Origin of the sequence: Chryseobacterium sp. CFS2 (assembly GCF_036543225.1) — a bacterium.
GTDB lineage: Bacteria > Bacteroidota > Bacteroidia > Flavobacteriales > Weeksellaceae > Chryseobacterium > Chryseobacterium culicis_A.
On record NZ_JAZHQU010000002.1, the window covers coordinates 636158 to 654763 of the forward strand.

19 protein-coding genes are annotated in these 18606 nt (G+C 36.3%); 17 read left to right on the top strand and 2 right to left on the bottom strand.

Annotated elements, in window-relative coordinates:
• The first annotated feature begins 15 nt into the window (after positions 1-15).
• The 8 genes from ODR02_RS06330 (at position 16) to ODR02_RS06365 (ending at position 6537) form a co-directional block, all read left to right on the top strand.
• Complete coding sequence (locus ODR02_RS06330; RefSeq protein WP_309511867.1) at positions 16-429, top strand: ADP-ribosylation/crystallin J1; 414 nt, start codon at positions 16-18, stop codon at positions 427-429.
• A gap of 2 nt (positions 430-431) precedes the next feature.
• Positions 432-1247, top strand: coding sequence for a TIGR02452 family protein (locus tag ODR02_RS06335; RefSeq protein WP_309511868.1), 816 nt, complete (start codon positions 432-434; stop codon positions 1245-1247).
• Positions 1244-1750, top strand: a complete 507-nt coding sequence (locus ODR02_RS06340; protein ID WP_309511869.1) for an O-acetyl-ADP-ribose deacetylase — start codon at positions 1244-1246, stop codon at positions 1748-1750. Before ODR02_RS06335 ends, ODR02_RS06340 begins: the two co-directional genes overlap by 4 nt.
• A 4-nt stretch (positions 1751-1754) precedes the next feature.
• Positions 1755-2441 carry an SIR2 family NAD-dependent protein deacylase gene (locus tag ODR02_RS06345; RefSeq protein ID WP_309511870.1) on the top strand — a complete coding sequence of 229 codons (687 nt, stop codon included), beginning with the start codon at positions 1755-1757 and terminating at the stop codon, positions 2439-2441.
• The gene (locus ODR02_RS06350) at positions 2441-3406 is read left to right on the top strand and encodes an ADP-ribosylglycohydrolase family protein (protein ID WP_309511871.1); all 966 of its coding nucleotides are present in this window, start codon (positions 2441-2443) and stop codon (positions 3404-3406) included. The genes ODR02_RS06345 and ODR02_RS06350 overlap by 1 nt, the downstream gene beginning before the upstream one ends.
• A gap of 10 nt (positions 3407-3416) precedes the next feature.
• Positions 3417-3959, top strand: a complete 543-nt coding sequence (locus ODR02_RS06355; RefSeq protein ID WP_309511872.1) for an RNA 2'-phosphotransferase — start codon at positions 3417-3419, stop codon at positions 3957-3959.
• Position 3960: 1 nt separating this feature from the next.
• Positions 3961-4689: a metallophosphoesterase family protein gene (locus ODR02_RS06360; protein ID WP_309511873.1), complete on the top strand. Its 729-nt coding sequence runs from the start codon at positions 3961-3963 to the stop codon at positions 4687-4689.
• 123 nt (positions 4690-4812) lie between these two features.
• Positions 4813-6537 carry a hypothetical protein gene (locus ODR02_RS06365; protein WP_309511874.1) on the top strand — a complete coding sequence of 575 codons (1725 nt, stop codon included), beginning with the start codon at positions 4813-4815 and terminating at the stop codon, positions 6535-6537.
• A 59-nt stretch (positions 6538-6596) separates the two neighbouring features.
• On the opposite strand, the gene ODR02_RS06370 is transcribed toward ODR02_RS06365, so the two are convergent.
• Positions 6597-7478: a cupin-like domain-containing protein gene (locus ODR02_RS06370; protein WP_209786552.1), complete on the bottom strand. Its 882-nt coding sequence runs from the start codon at positions 7476-7478 to the stop codon at positions 6597-6599.
• A gap of 451 nt (positions 7479-7929) precedes the next feature.
• On the opposite strand from ODR02_RS06370, the gene ODR02_RS06375 reads away from it, so the two are divergent.
• A complete protein-coding gene (locus ODR02_RS06375; RefSeq protein WP_209786553.1) occupies positions 7930-10641 on the top strand; it encodes a hypothetical protein in 2712 nt (903 codons plus the stop codon).
• A gap of 56 nt (positions 10642-10697) precedes the next feature.
• On the opposite strand, the gene ODR02_RS06380 is transcribed toward ODR02_RS06375, so the two are convergent.
• Positions 10698-11195 (bottom strand): DinB family protein, encoded by a 498-nt coding sequence (locus tag ODR02_RS06380; protein ID WP_309511875.1) that lies wholly within the window; start codon positions 11193-11195, stop codon positions 10698-10700.
• A 180-nt stretch (positions 11196-11375) separates the two neighbouring features.
• Here ODR02_RS06380 and ODR02_RS06385 point away from each other — a divergent pair, with 180 nt between their 5' ends.
• The 8 genes from ODR02_RS06385 to glmM all read left to right on the top strand — a co-directional run bounded on the left by ODR02_RS06385 (position 11376) and on the right by glmM (position 18591).
• A complete protein-coding gene (locus ODR02_RS06385) occupies positions 11376-12275 on the top strand; it encodes a GLPGLI family protein (RefSeq protein WP_105682887.1) in 900 nt (299 codons plus the stop codon).
• A gap of 182 nt (positions 12276-12457) precedes the next feature.
• A complete protein-coding gene (locus tag ODR02_RS06390; protein WP_309511876.1) occupies positions 12458-12745 on the top strand; it encodes a hypothetical protein in 288 nt (95 codons plus the stop codon).
• Between the two features lie 83 nt (positions 12746-12828).
• The gene (locus ODR02_RS06395; RefSeq protein ID WP_209786556.1) at positions 12829-13119 is read left to right on the top strand and encodes a hypothetical protein; all 291 of its coding nucleotides are present in this window, start codon (positions 12829-12831) and stop codon (positions 13117-13119) included.
• Positions 13120-13200: 81 nt separating this feature from the next.
• Positions 13201-13512 carry a hypothetical protein gene (locus tag ODR02_RS06400; protein WP_309511877.1) on the top strand — a complete coding sequence of 104 codons (312 nt, stop codon included), beginning with the start codon at positions 13201-13203 and terminating at the stop codon, positions 13510-13512.
• A gap of 104 nt (positions 13513-13616) precedes the next feature.
• Positions 13617-13871 (top strand): FeoA family protein, encoded by a 255-nt coding sequence (locus tag ODR02_RS06405; protein ID WP_105682883.1) that lies wholly within the window; start codon positions 13617-13619, stop codon positions 13869-13871.
• Positions 13871-15904 carry a ferrous iron transport protein B gene (feoB, locus tag ODR02_RS06410; protein WP_309511878.1) on the top strand — a complete coding sequence of 678 codons (2034 nt, stop codon included), beginning with the start codon at positions 13871-13873 and terminating at the stop codon, positions 15902-15904. The genes ODR02_RS06405 and feoB overlap by 1 nt, the downstream gene beginning before the upstream one ends.
• A 218-nt stretch (positions 15905-16122) precedes the next feature.
• Positions 16123-17139, top strand: coding sequence for a DUF4421 family protein (locus ODR02_RS06415; protein WP_309511879.1), 1017 nt, complete (start codon positions 16123-16125; stop codon positions 17137-17139).
• Positions 17140-17208: 69 nt separating this feature from the next.
• Entirely contained in the window at positions 17209-18591 is a 1383-nt protein-coding gene (gene glmM / locus ODR02_RS06420; protein ID WP_309511880.1) for a phosphoglucosamine mutase, read from the top strand.
• Positions 18592-18606: the final 15 nt, after the last annotated feature.

The window sequence follows — 18606 nt, forward strand, 5'->3', positions numbered from 1 at the left end:
ATTAAAAGAAATGCCATGAAAACAAGAACATTATACAGACCAGTAGGAGAAAAAGAAATGATATTGATTATAGAAAGTGGATTTAAAAAATTTCCTCCAAGATTGGATTGGCAGCCCATTTTCTATCCTGTACTTAATGAAGAATATGCTTCCGAGATTGCTGAAAAATGGAACACCAGAGATGAAGCCGGAAACTATCTTGGTTTTGTAACCCAGTTTGATGTATTGGAAGAAGTAGCAGATCAATATCCTGCACAGAATGTAGGGGCAAGAAACCATAATGAACTTTGGGTTCCTTCAGAAGAACTGGAGAACTTTAATAAAGCTATTGTAGGCAACATTAAAATAACCAAAGTATTTATTGGAGATGATTTTGAAAAGACACAAAATGCTGAACTGGAAGAGCTGATGATTAACATTAAAAACTAACCATGACAAATAAAGGAATGGCAAAAGATACCTTAGATATCCTGGCCAAAAAATATTATATCAACGAACACAACGAAAAAATAAATATAGAAAACGAACTGGAAATCAGTAAAAAAGAAACCGTTCTTTTCACTCCGGAACAACTTTCTGAAATGAAAGAATCCCCAATGCCAGAGACAGGTTTTGAAACTCAATTTGAAACCTGGAAATGCAGTTCTTTAAAAGCAATTCTACAATTAGCCGAAGAAGAAAATCAGGAAAAACTCATGTGTCTGAATTTTGCATCAGCAAAAAATCCCGGAGGTGGATTTATCAACGGAGCGGAAGCACAGGAAGAAAGTCTGGCAAGAACTTCCGGATTGTATGAAAGTCTACTTCAGGCTTGGAGCTATTACACGGTTCATCGCGCGATGGAATCCTGTTTTTATACTGATACAATGATTTACAGTCCCAAAGTTCCGGTTTTCAGGAAAGATAAAGGAGAATTGCTTCCTAAGCCTGTGCTGTGTAACTTCATTACCTCTCCGGCAGTTAATGCAGGCGTGGTAAAACGTCAGGAACCGGAAAGAGAACATGAAATCCTTGAGGCAATGGATCTAAGAATGGATAAAATGCTTTCGCTGGCTTTACAGCAAGGAAATGAGGTCTTGATTTTAGGAGCCTGGGGATGTGGCGTTTTCAAAAATGATCCAAAAGAAATTGCAGGATTATTCAGGAAGCATCTTCAAGGAAAATATAAAAATAAATTTAAAAGAGTGGTTTTTGCAGTGCTTAGCAGGAAAGAAGAAATGCTGAAACCGTTTGAAGAGATACAATGAAAATTGAATTAATAAAAGGAGACATCACAAAAATCCAAGCCGATGCAATTGTCAACGCAGCCAATTCATCCTTACTTGGTGGAGGCGGAGTAGATGGAGCTATCCACAGAGCAGGAGGTCCAGTGATATTAGAAGAATGTAGAGAGATTAGAAACAGACAAGGTAAATGCAATACAGGAGAAGCTGTCGTAACAACAGCAGGAAATCTTCCCGCGAAATATGTTATTCATACTGTAGGTCCGGTTTGGAACGGTTATGCAGAAAAAGAATCAAAACTTCTGGCAGACTGTTATCATAATTCCTTAAAATTGGCAGAAAGTCTTGGTGTGGAAACCATTGCTTTTCCTAATATCAGTACAGGTGTTTACCGATTTCCAAAAGAACTGGCAGGAAAAATTGCTGTAGATGAGGTCAGAAACTTTAAGTCAGATGTCATTAAGAAAGTTATTTTTGTTTGCTTTGATGATGAAAATGAATTGATTTACAAAAAACTATTAGATTAAGCCCATGAAAAAACTAACCATATTAAGCGGCGCAGGAATCAGTGCCGAAAGCGGAATAAAAACCTTCAGAGACGGAGACGGTCTCTGGGAAAATCATAATGTAACAGATGTGGCAAGCCCGGAAGGATGGCGAAAAGACAGAGCTTTGGTGCTGGAATTTTACAACCAGAGAAGACGCCAGCTGCACGAAGTACAGCCCAACGAAGCCCATCACTTACTGGCAGAACTGGAAAAACATTTTGATGTTCAGATTATTACCCAGAATATTGATGATCTTCACGAAAGAGCAGGATCTACCAATATCCTTCATATTCACGGAGAATTGTTCAAATCATGCTCATGCAACAATAAAAGTCTGATTTATGAACAAAAAGAAGATATCAAAATTGGGGACAAAGCCGAAGATGGAGCACAATTAAGACCATTTATCGTTTGGTTTGGAGAAGATGTTCCTTTGTATCAGAACGCAAGAGAAATCGTGAAAGAATCAGATATTTTACTGGTTATCGGGACATCTTTACAGGTATATCCTGCAGCCGGACTGATTCATGATATCAAAGATGAATGTCTTTTAATCGTCATCAATCCCAATGAAACAGGATTTGGATACGGACAGAGAGCGGTTGTAATGAAAGAAACAGCAACCCAGGGAATGAAACTGTTGTTTGATAAACTGATCAATCTTGCCTGATGGAAAATAAAATAAAAGCCGGAATCATGGGCGTTTGCATAGGAGACGCGCTTGGTGTTCCGGTAGAATTCAGGAGTAGAGAACAACTTAAGCGCTCACCAGTTACTAAAATGCGTGCTTTAGGAACCCATCACCAACCTGCAGGAACATGGAGTGATGATGGTTCTTTGACACTGTGTCTTGCAGATAGTTTGTGTAAAGGATATAATCTCGAAGACATTGCAATGAAATTTTTGCAATGGTATAATGCAGAAATATGGACTCCTCATGGGCGTGTTTTTGACATAGGTATCGCAACTTCACAAGCTATTTTTAGAATTGGAAAAGGGGTTTCTCCTACTTTATGTGGTGGGAATTCTGAGTTCGACAATGGAAACGGCTCTTTAATGAGGATTATGCCACTCGTATTTTACATCAAGGATTTTCCTATCGAGAAACGTTTTGATATTATAAAAGACGTTTCCTCTATTACACACAGACACATCCGTTCAGTTTTGGCCTGTTTTATTTATTTGGAATTTGCGTTGGAGATTCTAAAAGGGAAAGAAAAGTGGGAAGCATATAGAACAATGCAAAAAACAGTGAGAGAATTTTTGGATTATAATCTTATTTGTTCGCAAAGTGAAATGGATAAATTTCACCGGATTTTAGAATTAAAAGTAGGTGAATATGACTTGGCTCCCCTGCATACTTTACAGGAAGAGGAAATAAGCTCTTCTGGCTATGTTCTTCACAGCCTGGAAGCTTCTCTATGGTGTTTTCTCAACTCAGAAAGCTATTCTGAAGCAGTTTTGAAAGCGGTAAACCTCGGGGAAGATACCGATACCACCGGAGCAATCACAGGAGGTATTGCGGGTATTTATTATGGATTTGAAAATATTCCGGAAGATTGGATTTCAGAGCTGGTGAGAAAGGATGATATTGAGAAATTGTGTGAGAAATTACACCAAAAATTAATGAACTAAAACACAAACGATGAACGAAATAGAAAAGAAAAAAATAAGTAAATTTTTAAGCCTGATCCTACGTCATCAGCCGGAAAGCATAGGACTAAAGCTCGATGAAAATGGTTGGGCAGACATAGAAGAGCTGAGAGGAAAATCAGCCAACAGACGAGTGTATTTCACTCCCGAAGAACTGGATGAGGTGGTAGAAACCAATAACAAAAAGCGTTTTGCTTTTAACGAAAATAAAACCATGATCAGAGCAAGTCAGGGCCATTCTATTGATATAGATCTGGCGTTGGAAACAAAGCAACCCCCTGAATTTCTTTATCATGGAACTGCTGAAGCCAATATCTCTTCCATTTTGGGAAAAGGAATTGAAAAAAGAACCCGTCAGCATGTACACTTAAGTGCTGATAAAGAGACCGCTACAAAGGTCGGAATGAGACATGGTAAACCTGTGATTCTTACCATCAGAACCGGAACAATGTATCAGGATGGATTATCTTTCTACCAGTCTGCAAACGGAGTCTGGCTTACGGATTTTGTAGATGCAAAATACATTTCGAAGTAAAATGAAAAGAACATTAGTAATAGGAGACATTCACGGAGGATTTAAAGCCTTACAGCAGGTTCTTGAAAGAGCAGGAGTGACCCAAAATGATACACTAATCTTCCTCGGAGATTATGTGGATGGATGGAGCGAGTCTTCCGAAATTATTAAATTTTTAATGGAACTTTCCGAAAAACAGGAATGTATTTTCATCAAAGGAAATCATGATGCCTGGTGTGAAGATTGGTTAGCTTTGGGACAAACCCCCGATGTATGGCTTTTCAATGGCGGAAAAAGTACCGTAGAAAGCTACAAAGATTATCTCCCGGAAGATATGGATATCCATCTGGAATTTTTTCAAAGGATGAATAATTATCACATTGATGATCAGAACCGCTTGTTTATTCATGCAGGATATGCTTCCATGCATGGCCCTGAAAGAGAAGTCTATTCCAGCAATTACCGTTGGGACAGAACCCTATGGGAAACAGCCGTAGCAATGGATAAAAAACTGGAAAAGAATTCAGAGTTGTATCCCAAAAGACTGCTTTTATACAAAGAAATATTTATCGGACATACGCCCACTATTGACATTGGAATGACAACGCCCGCCAACAAAGCCAATATCTGGAATATGGACACCGGAGCAGCCTATACCGGATCTTTATCCATCATGGATATTGATTCCAAACAATTCTGGCAAAGTGATCCGCTTCCTGCCTTGTACCCCAATGAAAAAGGAAGAAATTAAGATTATTAGAGAAATAGCCCTCATAGATTTCAAAACCTTTGAGGGTTTTAATTTAAAAACAATTTCGCTTATTCGTCCATTTATAAAAGATGATTAATTTTAAAGTCTGAAAATACGACTTCAATGAAACTGAAATATCTTTTATTCACCCTGAGTTCTACTTTGTTTTTTGCTCAAAAATCATTTCAGACCCCTTTTGAAAAAGGAAATGGCAACCAGACCGTTACCTATGACGAAATGAATAACTACTATCAGGATCTGGCTAAAAACTTCAATACCATTCAGTACCTTAAAAAAGGAGAAGATGACAACGGAAAACCTATTTATGTGGTAGTTTACAATCCTTTTCCTGAAAAAGATCTTGAAAAATTAAGAAAAGATAAAGCCATTCTCTTCTTCAACAACGGCATTCACCCGGGAGAACCGGACGGAATAGATGCTACCATGATGCTCATGAGAGATCTTGCAACCCAAAAGATCAAAACACCACAGAACTTTATCATTGCCGCTATTTCTGCTTATAATGTGAGTGGAATGTTCAACAGAGGATCTTATTCCAGAGCCAACCAAAATGGCCCGGAGCAGTATGGTTTCAGAGGAAATGCTAGGAATTATGACCTGAACAGAGATTTTATTAAAGCAGATTCTAAAAATGCCAGAAGCTTTCAGGAAATCTATCAATGGTTAAAACCAGATGTTTTTATAGATAACCATGTCAGCAACGGAGCAGATTATCAATATACATTCACTTATATTTCAACCTTTAAAGAACGTCTGGGAAATACCCTTGGAGCTTATTTCTATAACGATTATCAGGCTAAAAATCTTGAGGACATGAAAAAATTGGGCTATGAAAGTACACCTTATGTCAATATTCACGGAGATGTTCCTGAAGTGGGATTTGCTTCATTTGAAGACTCTCCGAGATATTCCACAGGATATACTTCCCTTTTCAATTCTTTAGGAACAGTCCCTGAAACTCATATGTTAAAACCTTATGACAAAAGAGTGGATGCTACTTACAAATATATGTGGGTCAACCTGCAGAATTTAGATAAAGATTATCACAAAATAAAACAGCTCCGTATTGAAAACCTGAAACAATATCAGGCTGGGAAACAGTATGGCATCCGTTGGAAAATAGATTCCACCAGGTTTTCTACCATGGATTTTAAAGGCTACGAAGGAAAATACAAACCCAGTGAGGTTTCCGGGAAACCAAGGCTGTATTATGACAGAAACAAGCCGTTTACAAAGAACATAAAACTCTTTACTACAGCTGTTCCAACGGGATATATTACCATTCCAAAATATTACGTGATTCCGCAGTCACAGTATCGGGTTCTTGAAGAATTTAAAAGAAATAACATTCAGATGAAACCGATTCAGAAAGACAGTACTCTGGCGGTTGAGTCCTATAAAATTAAAGATTTTAAAACCGTTAAAAACCCTTATGAAGGGCATTATCTGCATTTTGAAACTACCGTCGACAAGTCCAATAAAAGTATGATGTTTTCCGCCGGAGATTATCTGGTTTCTACCAATCAGTCTGGGGTAAAATATATCATAGAAACCCTCGAGCCTGAAGCACTGGATTCATTCTTCAACTGGAATTTCTTCGATGGGATTCTAGCACAGAAAGAATATTATTCTGCTTACATTTTCGAAGATACTGCTGCTGAATTGCTTAAAAAAGATAAAAAACTGAAAGAAGCCTTTGAATCCGCCAAAGCATTGGATAAAAAATTGTCTGAAGATGGAACTGCACAACTGGATTGGATTTACAGACATTCCCCTTATTTTGAAGAAAAAACATTTAGACAGTATCCTGTTTACAGAGTCTTGTAAAATATTGATTATGAATATTTAAACTAAAAAAAAGACGTTTCAAACGAAACGTCTTTTAGTTATCTTGGTAAGCCTCTTTTCAAGGCCATTTCTGCTCTTTTAATTGCCATTTTCTCTTTCCAGTCCATGTAATTCTTTTTGAAATTGGACTTCATAATGTCGTCAAATTTACGCTGTACTGTAAGATTCCATAAAGAATGAGCCTTTACCGCCCATGATTTGTCCCAGGCCCTTAAAGAAATTGAGAAACTTCCATCCAGATATTTCATCCAGTGCCACCATCCTGTAGGCATGAACAATGTATCTCCATGTTCAAGGTAACATTCAATTCCTTCTACACCATCCAGTGCCGGGAATTTTGTGAAATCCGGGTTTTCAATATCGTAATCTTCCAGCGCATAGGTTGCATAAGGAATCTGATAAAGTCTTTCCCTCCATTTATAGTCAAAAAGAAGAATATGTTTTCTTCCATTGAAGTGAGTATGGAAAATATGAGCCATATCAATATCAAAGTGAAGGAACGTTACAGATCCTTTACCTCCAAAGAACATATTAGGATACTTATCAAGGAAACCTCCCATGAGTTCTTTAGGAGAAATATAATCTTCCAAAAGTTTAGGAGCAAATTTTATAGGATCAAAAAGGAATATTCTGAGATCAGTAGGCTCTCGCTGGATGAGATCTATATAATCTCCAAATTTCATTTTTGCGGCTGAAGAATTAATGGGAGCAGAAGGATCTGCCTTTGAGCTGTCATATAGCGGAACCTCTACATCTCCTACAACTTCCTTCATATATTCCATCGTCCATTTTTGATAAGCAGGCCATTTTTTTGCCATATTCTTGATGACAACGGGCCTTCTTGGCTTCAGATATTTTTCGTAGAATTCTTCTTTCGAAATGTCATCTACAACATCTATAGGCTTTAAAATTATTCCCATTTTGTAAATTTTATGTTACAAAATTATTAAATATATGTTGATGTACTAGTCTTTAATTTTTTTTTAATCTATGATTCAAATCAGATTTTCCTATGTAAAATAATAATCCCCAATAAAATTTTCACTTCTCGTAATATTTGCCCTTTTTCTATTAAATAAGTCAATCTGTATCAGGATTTTGTTACTAATTTTTCAATAGTCAATAATCAGGTTTTTTTAATGAATTTGTATACTCAATATCGTTTTCAAAAATATTTTGAGAGAGATAGTATGAATTGTAAACCACATTAAAATTGATTCAAAATGAACCTGCTTTAAAAATAATTCAAAGGTTAAAAAAAATATCACTATGTTTGTAGTGATAAAAATTTAACTTTTTCCTGTAAAATTCATCTTTATAAAAAGTGTAACAAAAAACTACAATGGTTAACTAATTGAGCAAATAATAAGTATGAAAAAAAATATTTCTTTATTTCTGATGCTTTTCTTTACTGTGCTTACGTTTGCACAGAAAACGGTTTCGGGAAAGATTACGGATGATGATGGGGTAGCCATACCAAGCGCCAGTGTGACCATAGAAGAGCCCGGTAAAGATGCTATTCTGGCTTATGCCATTACCAATTCCAAAGGAGAATATAAAGTAATTTTCACTTCCGCCGAATCTAACGTGGATCTAAAAGTGAAAGCATTCAATCAAAAACCACTTACGAAGCAGATTAATAACAGCGATCAGACGCTGAATTTTAAAATGCAGTCTGAGGCCACAGAAATTAAAGAAGTACAGCTGAAAACAAAAATGATTACCGCAAGAGGGGATACCATTTCTTATGACCTTAAAGCTTTTAACAGCAAAAACGACAGAACCCTGGCGGATGTGATGAAGAAGATTCCGGGAATTGAGGTGAATAATGATGGTACGATTCTATATCAGGGTAATGCGATCAATAAATTCTATGTGAACGGAAAAGACCTTATGGAAGGAGGTTATGGAACCATCAACAACTCTCTTCCAAAAGATGCTGTACAAAAAGTAGAAGTTCTTGAAAACCACCAGCCGGTAAAAATTCTTCAGGACAAAGTGCCTTCAGATCAGGCAGCGATTAATATCAAGCTTAAAAACTCTGTAACGATGACAGGTAGAGGAGAAGTAGGAACCGGTTTCGGAGATCCATGGCTTTGGAATGTAAAACTGACTCCCATGTTTTTTGGACAGAAAAGCCAATGGGTAGTCAATTATAAAACCAATAATATGGGTGAGCAGGTAGAAAATGAAGGGAATATCCTTGCTTTCGGAAGCGCGTGGGAAGGTAGAAGAAGTAATATTTCACAAAACAATTGGTTAAATGTTGAAAATGCTACTGTACCGGATCTTCCGGTAAAGAGATATTTGATGAACAGTGTTCACTATCTTTCAGCCAATTACCTTACCAATATTGATAAAAAGAAAGAATGGGAGCTTAAAGCCAATGCCAATTATACTAATAATGCAGTGGAAAGAGAGTCTAACAGTATTACCAGAGACATTCAGCAGGGAACACAATATAATACAAGGTTCCTGAATAACTTCTATACAGATAAATTAAAAGGGGAATTAATTTTTACTAAAAATGCTAAAAAGGGATTCTTCAAAAACACAACAACATTCTCTCAATTCTGGAATGCTGACAGGGCATTGGCAGAAAGAAATGATAAACAAGGATACAGAATAGGAAACGAAGCTTTAGAATCACCTACAACATCTTTCCAGAACTCTTTAAGCACGATTATTCCTTGGAAAGAAAAGATGGTGAATTTCAAATCCTATATTAGTTATCAGAATGACAAGCAGATCTTAGAAATTTCTCCTGCAAACTATTTACAGTTCCCATACAAAGAACCGGGAAGCAAAGATTTTACAACGATAAACTTTACCCCAGGAAGTACGGCTTTGCAGTATTTCAGAATCAAATCTTTAGATACCTCACATTCTGCAAATATCAGTTTTTCTACGAAAGGATGGACGTTTACCCCACAAGTAGGATTTGACCTTTCAACGGATAAGCTGACAACAAATTTTGATGGAAGTACAGTCGGAAATAAACCGGATTTTGCAAGCTTAGCCTATGAAAATGATTTGAAATTTACGAGAATCAATCCATCTGCCTCAGTGGGAATTAATTATAAATCAGAAGCATGGAGTTTATTCTCAAGCTTCCCTGTTAATTTTAATAATATCAAAGCTGAAGATGCTTTTAGAAATGTTTCCAAATCTTTGAGTAAAGTAACATTTACACCCAATATTTTTGCTCAGTATTCATTCGCTTCGTTTTTCAAAGCAAGTTTGAATGGAGGAATCAGCAATAATTTCGGAGATATTCAGACTGCCTATGCGGGGTATATTCTGACAAGTCCGGCAGGATTTAATGTGATGAATCCTAACAACCCGATTCCTGAAACCAATACTAAAAATGTAGGGACAAGATTGGAATACAGAAATCCGTTAAATAACCTTTTCTTCAATGTAGGCTATAGAATAAGTGATGCTAAAAATAACCTTATTGCCTCAAGTATCGTTAATGAATCCGGATTCAGAGTAACAGAATACCTGGAAAGAGAGAATAAAAGAACCAGCAATACCTATTATGCGGAAATAGGAAAATATTTTCCTAAGTTTAAAACCAACGCATCATTAAGCTATAACAATACAATCTCTAAATCTCAATCTATTAGAAATACCGATGATATTGATAATAAAACGAACGGGAATACTTTTGGAGTTAAATTTAACAACACCTATTTCTCATGGATGAGCGTAGACTTTAACGCCTCTAAAACCTGGAATAAGACCTCTAATATTTATCTTACAGGTAACAAAGGAAAATCTGAAGGATACAGTCACAACCTTAACGTATTTTTCTATCCGTTAGAAAACCATACCATAGGATTTTATTGGGATCAGATCAATTCAAAATCTGCAGATGTAAAATATAACAACGGTTTCTTTGACCTTTCTTATCAGTTCTCATGGGCTAAAAAGAAAGTTGATTTTGAACTGAAGTGGATGAATATCGCAAACAAGAAAGTATTTGAAAGAATAGATATTGATAATACAACGATTACTCAGACGACCATGCAGCTCCGTCCAAGCCAGGTCATGTTAAGTGTGAAATTCAACTTTAAATAAAATAAAAACCAATCCATCCGGATTGGTTTTTTGTTGAGATATACTATATATTAAAATTAAAAACTTTGCTGGTCTGCTGAAGGCCCATAGCTTCCCGGCAAAGGAATATTGTTCAGTCTGTAATATACTCCCAGTTGCGCTCTGTGATGCGTGATCTGGTTTAATGCATGACGGATTGCTCCGTACTTACTCCAGCTTGCCAGTTCATGGCCGTCATTTTTAATCGTCCAGCTGGGATTCAGATCCTCTTCTTTACTGTTTTCTAATGCTTTTATGCCAGCCTGATAATCTTCTTCCAGCTTTTTAAGAAGGTCTTCTTTTGTAGAAAGAACGGTAGGTTTGTAGTCTCCTTTTCCAAAATCAAGTTCAGAAGTGTTTAAAATGGTGTTCGGCCATTCAAAAACTTCTACAAGATGAGTGGCAAGCGGCATCATCTTCATGCTTTTTTCATGCGGAGCAAAGTCGTTTTTACCTTCAGGGAATCGTTCAATAAATTTTTTTGTGGTTTGGAATTCTCCCTCCAGTTCGGATTTTAATTGAGATAAGGTATCCATAATATTTTGTTTTTTAGAAACTTAAAGGTAAGCGTTTTAAAAATGAAACTGTTTTAAGAGAATCATAATTTTTTAATCTGGAAAGACTTGAAAGCAAAGAATACTTTTCCTGAAAATAAAATTTGAAAAAAACTGTAACAAAAGAATAGATATCATTACTAATTATATAAACTTGCTACAATGAAAAAGTTATTCTCCGTATTTCTTATCGCTCTATTTGCTTTTGCAGGAGCTCAGGAGTCAAAGGAAACCGCGAATCGTTTCTTTTATGAACTGACTTTTAAACCGAAGAAAGATTCAGCGAAGCTGGATAAAGTGATTACCATTTTGGATATTACTCCTAAAAAATCTATCTACCAGGATTATACAATGCCTGCCCAGGATTCAATTATTAAAGTTCAGGTAGAAGAGATGGAAAAAACCAAATCCTTTAAGGATATGAGTAAAATGATAAGATGGCCTAAGTTTTCATACAAGATTCTTAAAAACTATCCGGAAATGAAAGTGCAATATGTAGATAAGATTAGTAGAAACTTTTTCTCTTATGATGATGATGTGAAATTGCAGTGGAATATTTTACCAGAAAAACAAAAAATAGGAACTTATAATACACAAAAAGCTACCACTGAATTTGGAGGAAGAACATGGACGGCATGGTTCAGCTCGGATATTCCTTTTCAGGATGGACCTTATAAATTTTATGGACTGCCAGGTTTGATTGTAAAAATTGAAGACGCGGATAAAAATTATTCATGGCTGTTAAGTGGGAATAAAAAAATAGAAAATTACGACGAAGTGTCTTATGCAGATAAGATTAATGCAAAGATGGGAATGTCTAGCAATACGGTAACTCCAACTACAAAAGAAAAATTCAAGAAGTCATTTGATGCCTTTAAAGCAGATCCATTTGCTGAATCTCGTCCCTATATGACTGCTGAGACGATGAGCAAACCAATGCCCGGAACAGATGGAACCATTGGTGATTTTATGAAAAGGATGGAAAAACAGGTGAAAGATTTCTTCGGATCCAATGACAACCCAATAGAAAAAGAACAGGCTTCTGACAAGAAGAAAAAATAAGCTTCATATCAACTAAATTATATTTTGAATCAACCCAGATACAGCAATGTATTTGGGTTGATTTCTTTTTATTAGATAAATTCTATACTTGATTCGTAGAAATTTTTAAATTTTTTCAAAAAATATTTGATTTTGTTTTTTTATTCTCATATGTTTGTTAAAACTAATTTAAAAATTATACCATGAAAAAAACTTTTGTCGCAGTTTTAGTGACAACATCTGCCCTATTGTTTGCAAAAACAGAATCTCCAAAAACTGAGAATCCAAAAACTGCAACAGAAACTGTTTTAGTCGCTAAGAAGACTATCGAAAATACAGATCAACTACAAAAACCTATTACATTATCCACCACCGCAAGAAAGAAGGAATTGACTACAGCAGAAAAATGTGCTATTGAACTTGCTGTAGGTCCTATAATTGCCGGACCTCCTGTTCATTGCTTCCAGCTTGGCGCAGAAGGAATTTCTTAATAAGATTTACCATCAATCCAACTACATTGCGTGTCTGGGCTGATTTCTTTTTTTTGTTAAAAACTAATTTAAAATATTATACCATGAAAAAAATTATTATTGCATCATTATTGATGACATCAGCAGTTGCATTTGCAAAAACAGAATCTCCAAATAAAATTGAGGAGCCTAAAAATACCACAGAAACTGTTTTAGTTGCTAAGAAGACTATCGAAAATACAAATCAACTACAAAAGCCTATTGCATTATCTACAACGGCAAAAGAGAGGGAATTGACTAATGAAGAAAAATGTATTATTGAACTTGCTTTAGGGCCTATTTTCGTAGGACCTGCTGTTCATTGCTTCCAGCTTGAGTCAGAAGGAGTTTCATAATAAGATTTACCATCAACCCAAATACATTGTGTGTCTGGGTTGATTTCTTTTTTGTTAAAAACTAATTTAAAATACCATACCATGAAAAAAATTATTATTGCATCATTATTGATGACATCAGCCGTTGTATTTGCAAAAACAGAAGAACCAAAAGCAAATACAATCGAAACCCCAAAAACGGAAACTGTTCTTATAGCTAAAAAGAATTTTAAGGATGAAAAAGGGGTAATAAAAATGGCAACAGCAAAAAGATTGAATCCTTTCCAAAAATGTGTTTTCAACAATTCAATATCTCTTTCTTTAATGTACATATCCATGGGAATACCTACTGAAGAAGGCTTTGTTGAGGCAGCAGCAACAGCCAGTTGTATAGCTAGTTTTGGAGGTCTATAACTAAATAGTAAAAAAAATTATAAGGTTCAGGAAGTTTTCTTTCTGAACCTTGTTATTTAGATTAAATTTAAATAGCGTATATTTGCAGGACTAAAAATTAGGCTTTGAAAGAGAAAGGATTACATAAATTAAGTGGATTCCCTAAAAACAAAATGGGGAAGATATTGGGGTATGATAACGACCATCTTAAAATGCCCAATAAAATTATTGAAATGGGGCTTCTTCCGGAAACCTCTTTCAGAATTTTGTATCAGGCACCATTCAATGGGCCTATGTATGTGGAGTTTGGAGCAGAAAAAAGCCGGATTGCTCTTCGTGAGGAAGAAGGAGATTACATCATTGTTGAAGAATTGAATTAATGCAGGAAAACAAGAAAAAACAGATACTTTTAGTCGGAAATCCTAATGTAGGAAAGTCAACGGTTTTTAATACGCTTTGTAACAAAAAGCAGAAAACCGGAAACTATGCCGGCGTTACCGTGGCTAGTCATTCGGGGAACTATACGTATAAAAGCGAAGAAGTGGAAGTCATTGATCTTCCTGGTTCTTACAGTGTTTACCCAAGCTCAGAAGATGAAGCTATTTTTTCCAAATACCTTATCGACGAGCAGAAAAACTACGCAGGAGTTGTTTATATTCTTGAAGCATTAAGTTTAAAAAGAGGATTGCTTCTATTTCAGCAGATTCAGGATCTTGGGATTCCAATGATTCTGATTGTCAACCAGATTGACCAGGCGGAAAGAAGAGGAATCACCATAGATATTCAAAAATTTTCCGAAGCATTAGGAATTCGGATTATTCAGACCAACGCCAAAGAGCAGATTGGAATTGATACCGTGAGAGAAGCTGTTTACAACAATGAATTTGTAAAAACAAATACAGTTTCTTTTGAAACCCCCAACGAACACAGAGATTTTATTCAGAAACTGGCAGCACATAAAGGTTTCGATAATGAATATAAAGCCTGGATGAGCCTTTCACTGGGAACAGATCTTGGAAGAATAAGCTCAGTAATGGAACAGCTCAATGAATCTGATTCTAAAAGTCTGGTTCCGAAAAGATTACAGGTTCAGGAAACCGTAAGAAGATATCAGAATGTAGACAAAATACTGGCTGATGTTATTTCTAAAAAAGCTCAGTTCAAAGAATTACTGACCGAAAAACTGGATAAAGTTTTAGTCCATAAATTCTGGGGTTATGTAGTCTTTTTGCTCATCCTGCTGGTTATTTTCCAAAGCGTTTTCTTCCTTGCGGAATATCCTATGAACTGGATCGAAGAAACATTTTCCTGGCTTGCTGCATTTACAAGCGAACATCTTCCGGAAGGACCAATTAATTCACTGATTTCTAACGGAATTGTTCCGGGAATTGGAGGAATTGTAGTTTTTGCTCCACAGATCGGAATCCTGTTGTATTTCCTTTACCTGCTGGAAGATTCAGGATATATGGCAAGAGTCGTATTCCTGATGGACAGATTACTTCGTCCGTTCGGGCTTAACGGGAAAAGTATAGTGCCGCTTGTATCAGGTACAGCCTGCGCTATTCCTGCTGTGATTTCTACAAGAAATATTGAAAACGTAAAAGAAAGACTGCTTACGATACTGGTAACCCCATTTATGACATGTTCTGCAAGACTTCCGGTATACAGTATTATCATCGGACTGATTATCTCAGAAGGAACATTTTTAGGAATAAAATATAAGGCGCTGGTCTTGATGGGAATGTACCTTCTTGGCTTCTTAGTCGCTTTATTCTCAGCAGCAATCCTTAAAAGATTTATTAAAAGTAAAGGAAAAACGTACCTTGTAATGGACCTTCCCGCTTATAAAAAACCACTTTTCGGATATGACTTTAAAATGGTTCTGGGAAAAGTATGGGATTTCATTACCGGAGCAGGAAAAATAATTTTCATCGTAAGTATCATCATCTGGTTTCTGAGTTACTTTGGACCCAGCCAGAAAACCAATGAACTTGTAGCTACAGATGTTCACCTTGACCATTCTTACCTTGCGAAAATGGGTAAAGGAATAGAACCCGTGATTGCTCCGCTTGGCTACGACTGGAAAATGGGAGTGGGAATTCTTACCAGCTTCGTCGCAAGAGAAGTTTTCGTAGGAACAATGTCTACACTTTACAGTTTGGAAGATGATGCTCCCGAAGTAAAAGTAATTGATAAAATGAGAAGAGATGTGAAGCCCAACGGAGAAAAAATCTTCAGTTTTGCTACCGGAATCTCAGTTCTTCTTTTCTATGCATTTGCAATGCAGTGTGTTTCTACACTTGCAGTAGTCTACAGAGAAACCAAAAGTTGGAAATGGACCTGCTTTCAGGTAGTCATGATGACAGGTTTGGCATATTTTGTGTCGATGATAGCATATCAGATTTTAAAGTAATGGATTCATCATTAATTATTCAGTACGTACTTATTGTATTAATTGTAGCATTCGCTTGTTACTCTTTATTTAAAGTACTTAAAAAGAATTTTGCACCTAAAAAATTCAGCTCCAAAAGAACCAACTGCGATAAAGATTGCGGCTGTTCTTAATACTGGGTTGATCGGATAATTGAAAAAAATGTAGTAATTTCATTTTTCTAATGTAAATTATTCGGTTTGAATTTTTTTAAGACAGGATTATTCCTATTATTTTCTTTATCAGCCTTTCAGGTAAAAGCACAGGCAGATACCGCAAATACCAAGTCTTATGCAGACCAGGTAATGATTCGTGTGAATCTTGATACCAATATCGAGAACTATGTTTTTTCTGCAGGAGAAGGTAAGGACGCATTCGAGATGGACTTGTCAATCAACAATAAAACCAAAACATCCTTTTCAGTCGATTATAGAATAATAAGTGCAACAGTATCATTTGCCCCCAGATTTTTAGATGGAAACAATGATGACGAAATGAAAGGGAAAAGCTCCTATACTGATTTAAGCTTCAGGTTTTTTCCGGGAAGATTCATACAGAATGTTTATTATAAAAATGTGAAAGGCTTCTATGTAGAAAACATGAAAGACCTGTGGCCTGAATGGCAGGAAGGAAGAGATCCATACATTCAGTTCCCGGATTTAAGAGTACAAACCTTTGGTGGATCCACTTCCTATATTCTCAATAAAAATTTTTCAGCAAGAAGTATTTATACACAGGGAGAATGGCAGTATAAAAGCAGCGGAAGCTGGGTGCCATTTCTGGATTATGACCTTACTGTTTTCAGAAACACAATTGATGGAGTGAAAAGCAAGGAAACTCAATATAATATTGGTGGAAACATAGGGTATTTCTATAATTGGGTCATTGGAAAGAATGTCAACATCTCACCTTACCTTGCTATTGGAATCGGAGGGAAATTTTCCAGTTACAGAGATTTTGATAATGGAGGAGTAAAAGAAAATGCCCAGTATGCAACCATAAGAATGCATGGTGGGCTTCATATAGGATACAATACTGACCGGTTTTTATTTGGAGGAAAAATGAATTTTAAGACCTATGCTTATGATCAGAAAAATAATCAGACAGTAGAAAATAATAATCTCTATGGATTGTTATATATAGGGTATCGTTTTGCACCGCCGAAAGTTGTAAAAAATACCTATGATAAAGTCCAAAAAAAGATTCCGGTTCTATAAGTTGAAGGCTCTTTTAAGTATCTTTGCGTTGGAAAATTTAGAAAGAACAAAATAAAAGTAAAAAACATCATGTCATTAATAAAATCTATTTCCGGAATTCGCGGAACCATTGGTGGAAAAGTAAATGATAACTTAACACCGCTGGATGTGGTAAAATTCGCTTCAGCATTCGGAACCTGGCTTCAAAATAATAAAAATAAAAAAGATCTTACCCTTGTCATCGGAAGAGATGCCAGAATTTCTGGTCAGATGGTTTCCTCTTTGGTAACTGCTACATTGCAGGGATTGGGAATTAATGTGATAGACCTTGGACTTTCTACCACACCTACAGTAGAAATAATGGTTCCTGAACTTAATGCTGACGGAGGAATCATCCTTACCGCTTCCCATAATCCAAAACAATGGAATGCCCTTAAATTATTAAACGAAAAAGGAGAATTCATCACTGGTGAAAACGGTGCGGAAGTACTGGCTTTGGCAGAAAGTGAAGATTTCAACTATGCAGAAGTTGACGATCTTGGAAAATACGAAACAAGAAATGATGCTTTTGATATCCATATTCAGCAGATCCTGGATTTACCAATGGTAGATGTGGAAGCCATCAGAGCAAAAAACTTTAAGGTGGTTCTGGATGCGGTAAACTCTACAGGAGGAATTGCAATTCCTATGCTTTTGGATAAATTAGGCTGTGAAACAGTCAAATTATACTGTGAGCCTACAGGACATTTTCCACACAATCCTGAACCCTTGAAAGAACATTTGGGAGACATCTGCGAATTGGTGAAAAAAGAAAACGCTGATTTGGGAGTTGTCGTAGATCCGGATGTAGACAGACTGGCGCTGATTGACGAAAAAGGAGAAATGTTCGGCGAAGAATATACACTGGTAGCCGTTGCAGATTACCTGTTGAAACACCAGAATGGGGTGGCAATCTCTAACCTTTCTTCAAGCCGTGCTTTGAGAGATGTAGCACATACCCACAACTCAGAATATTTTGCCAGTGCCGTGGGAGAAGTAAACGTTGTTACTTTGATGAAAGAGAAAAATGCTGTCATCGGAGGAGAAGGAAACGGAGGAATTATCTATCCTGAATTGCATTACGGAAGAGATTCTTTGGTAGGTGTAGCCCTATTTTTAACGCATTTAGCCAAAGAAAACAAAACGGTTTCTGAACTAAGAGCAGGATATCCAAGCTATTTTATGGGTAAAAAGAAAATAGAACTGACTCCGGAGATTGATGTAGATGCTATCTTAAGCAAGATGGAACAGGAATATCAGAATGAAGAAGTTTCCACTGTAGATGGCGTTAAAATAGACTTTGAAAACAATTGGGTTCACCTTAGAAAATCCAATACAGAACCCATCATCAGAATTTATACAGAAGCTCATTCTCAGGAAGAAGCTGATCAGTTAGGTGATTATATCATTGCTAAAATTAAGAGTTTAATCTAAAAATATTTGAAGAAC

Coding starts and splice junctions, on each gene's coding strand:
- ODR02_RS06395 (WP_209786556.1), top strand. CDS start 12,829: ATGAAAAAAATTATTATTGCATCATTATTGATGACATCAGCAGTTGCA.
- glmM (WP_309511880.1), top strand. CDS start 17,209: ATGTCATTAATAAAATCTATTTCCGGAATTCGCGGAACCATTGGTGGA.
- feoB (WP_309511878.1), top strand. CDS start 13,871: ATGCAGGAAAACAAGAAAAAACAGATACTTTTAGTCGGAAATCCTAAT.
- ODR02_RS06400 (WP_309511877.1), top strand. CDS start 13,201: ATGAAAAAAATTATTATTGCATCATTATTGATGACATCAGCCGTTGTA.
- ODR02_RS06350 (WP_309511871.1), top strand. CDS start 2,441: ATGGAAAATAAAATAAAAGCCGGAATCATGGGCGTTTGCATAGGAGAC.
- ODR02_RS06340 (WP_309511869.1), top strand. CDS start 1,244: ATGAAAATTGAATTAATAAAAGGAGACATCACAAAAATCCAAGCCGAT.
- ODR02_RS06390 (WP_309511876.1), top strand. CDS start 12,458: ATGAAAAAAACTTTTGTCGCAGTTTTAGTGACAACATCTGCCCTATTG.
- ODR02_RS06375 (WP_209786553.1), top strand. CDS start 7,930: ATGAAAAAAAATATTTCTTTATTTCTGATGCTTTTCTTTACTGTGCTT.
- ODR02_RS06370 (WP_209786552.1), bottom strand. CDS start 7,478: ATGGGAATAATTTTAAAGCCTATAGATGTTGTAGATGACATTTCGAAA.
- ODR02_RS06365 (WP_309511874.1), top strand. CDS start 4,813: ATGAAACTGAAATATCTTTTATTCACCCTGAGTTCTACTTTGTTTTTT.
- ODR02_RS06380 (WP_309511875.1), bottom strand. CDS start 11,195: ATGGATACCTTATCTCAATTAAAATCCGAACTGGAGGGAGAATTCCAA.
- ODR02_RS06345 (WP_309511870.1), top strand. CDS start 1,755: ATGAAAAAACTAACCATATTAAGCGGCGCAGGAATCAGTGCCGAAAGC.
- ODR02_RS06385 (WP_105682887.1), top strand. CDS start 11,376: ATGAAAAAGTTATTCTCCGTATTTCTTATCGCTCTATTTGCTTTTGCA.
- ODR02_RS06355 (WP_309511872.1), top strand. CDS start 3,417: ATGAACGAAATAGAAAAGAAAAAAATAAGTAAATTTTTAAGCCTGATC.
- ODR02_RS06330 (WP_309511867.1), top strand. CDS start 16: ATGAAAACAAGAACATTATACAGACCAGTAGGAGAAAAAGAAATGATA.
- ODR02_RS06335 (WP_309511868.1), top strand. CDS start 432: ATGACAAATAAAGGAATGGCAAAAGATACCTTAGATATCCTGGCCAAA.
- ODR02_RS06360 (WP_309511873.1), top strand. CDS start 3,961: ATGAAAAGAACATTAGTAATAGGAGACATTCACGGAGGATTTAAAGCC.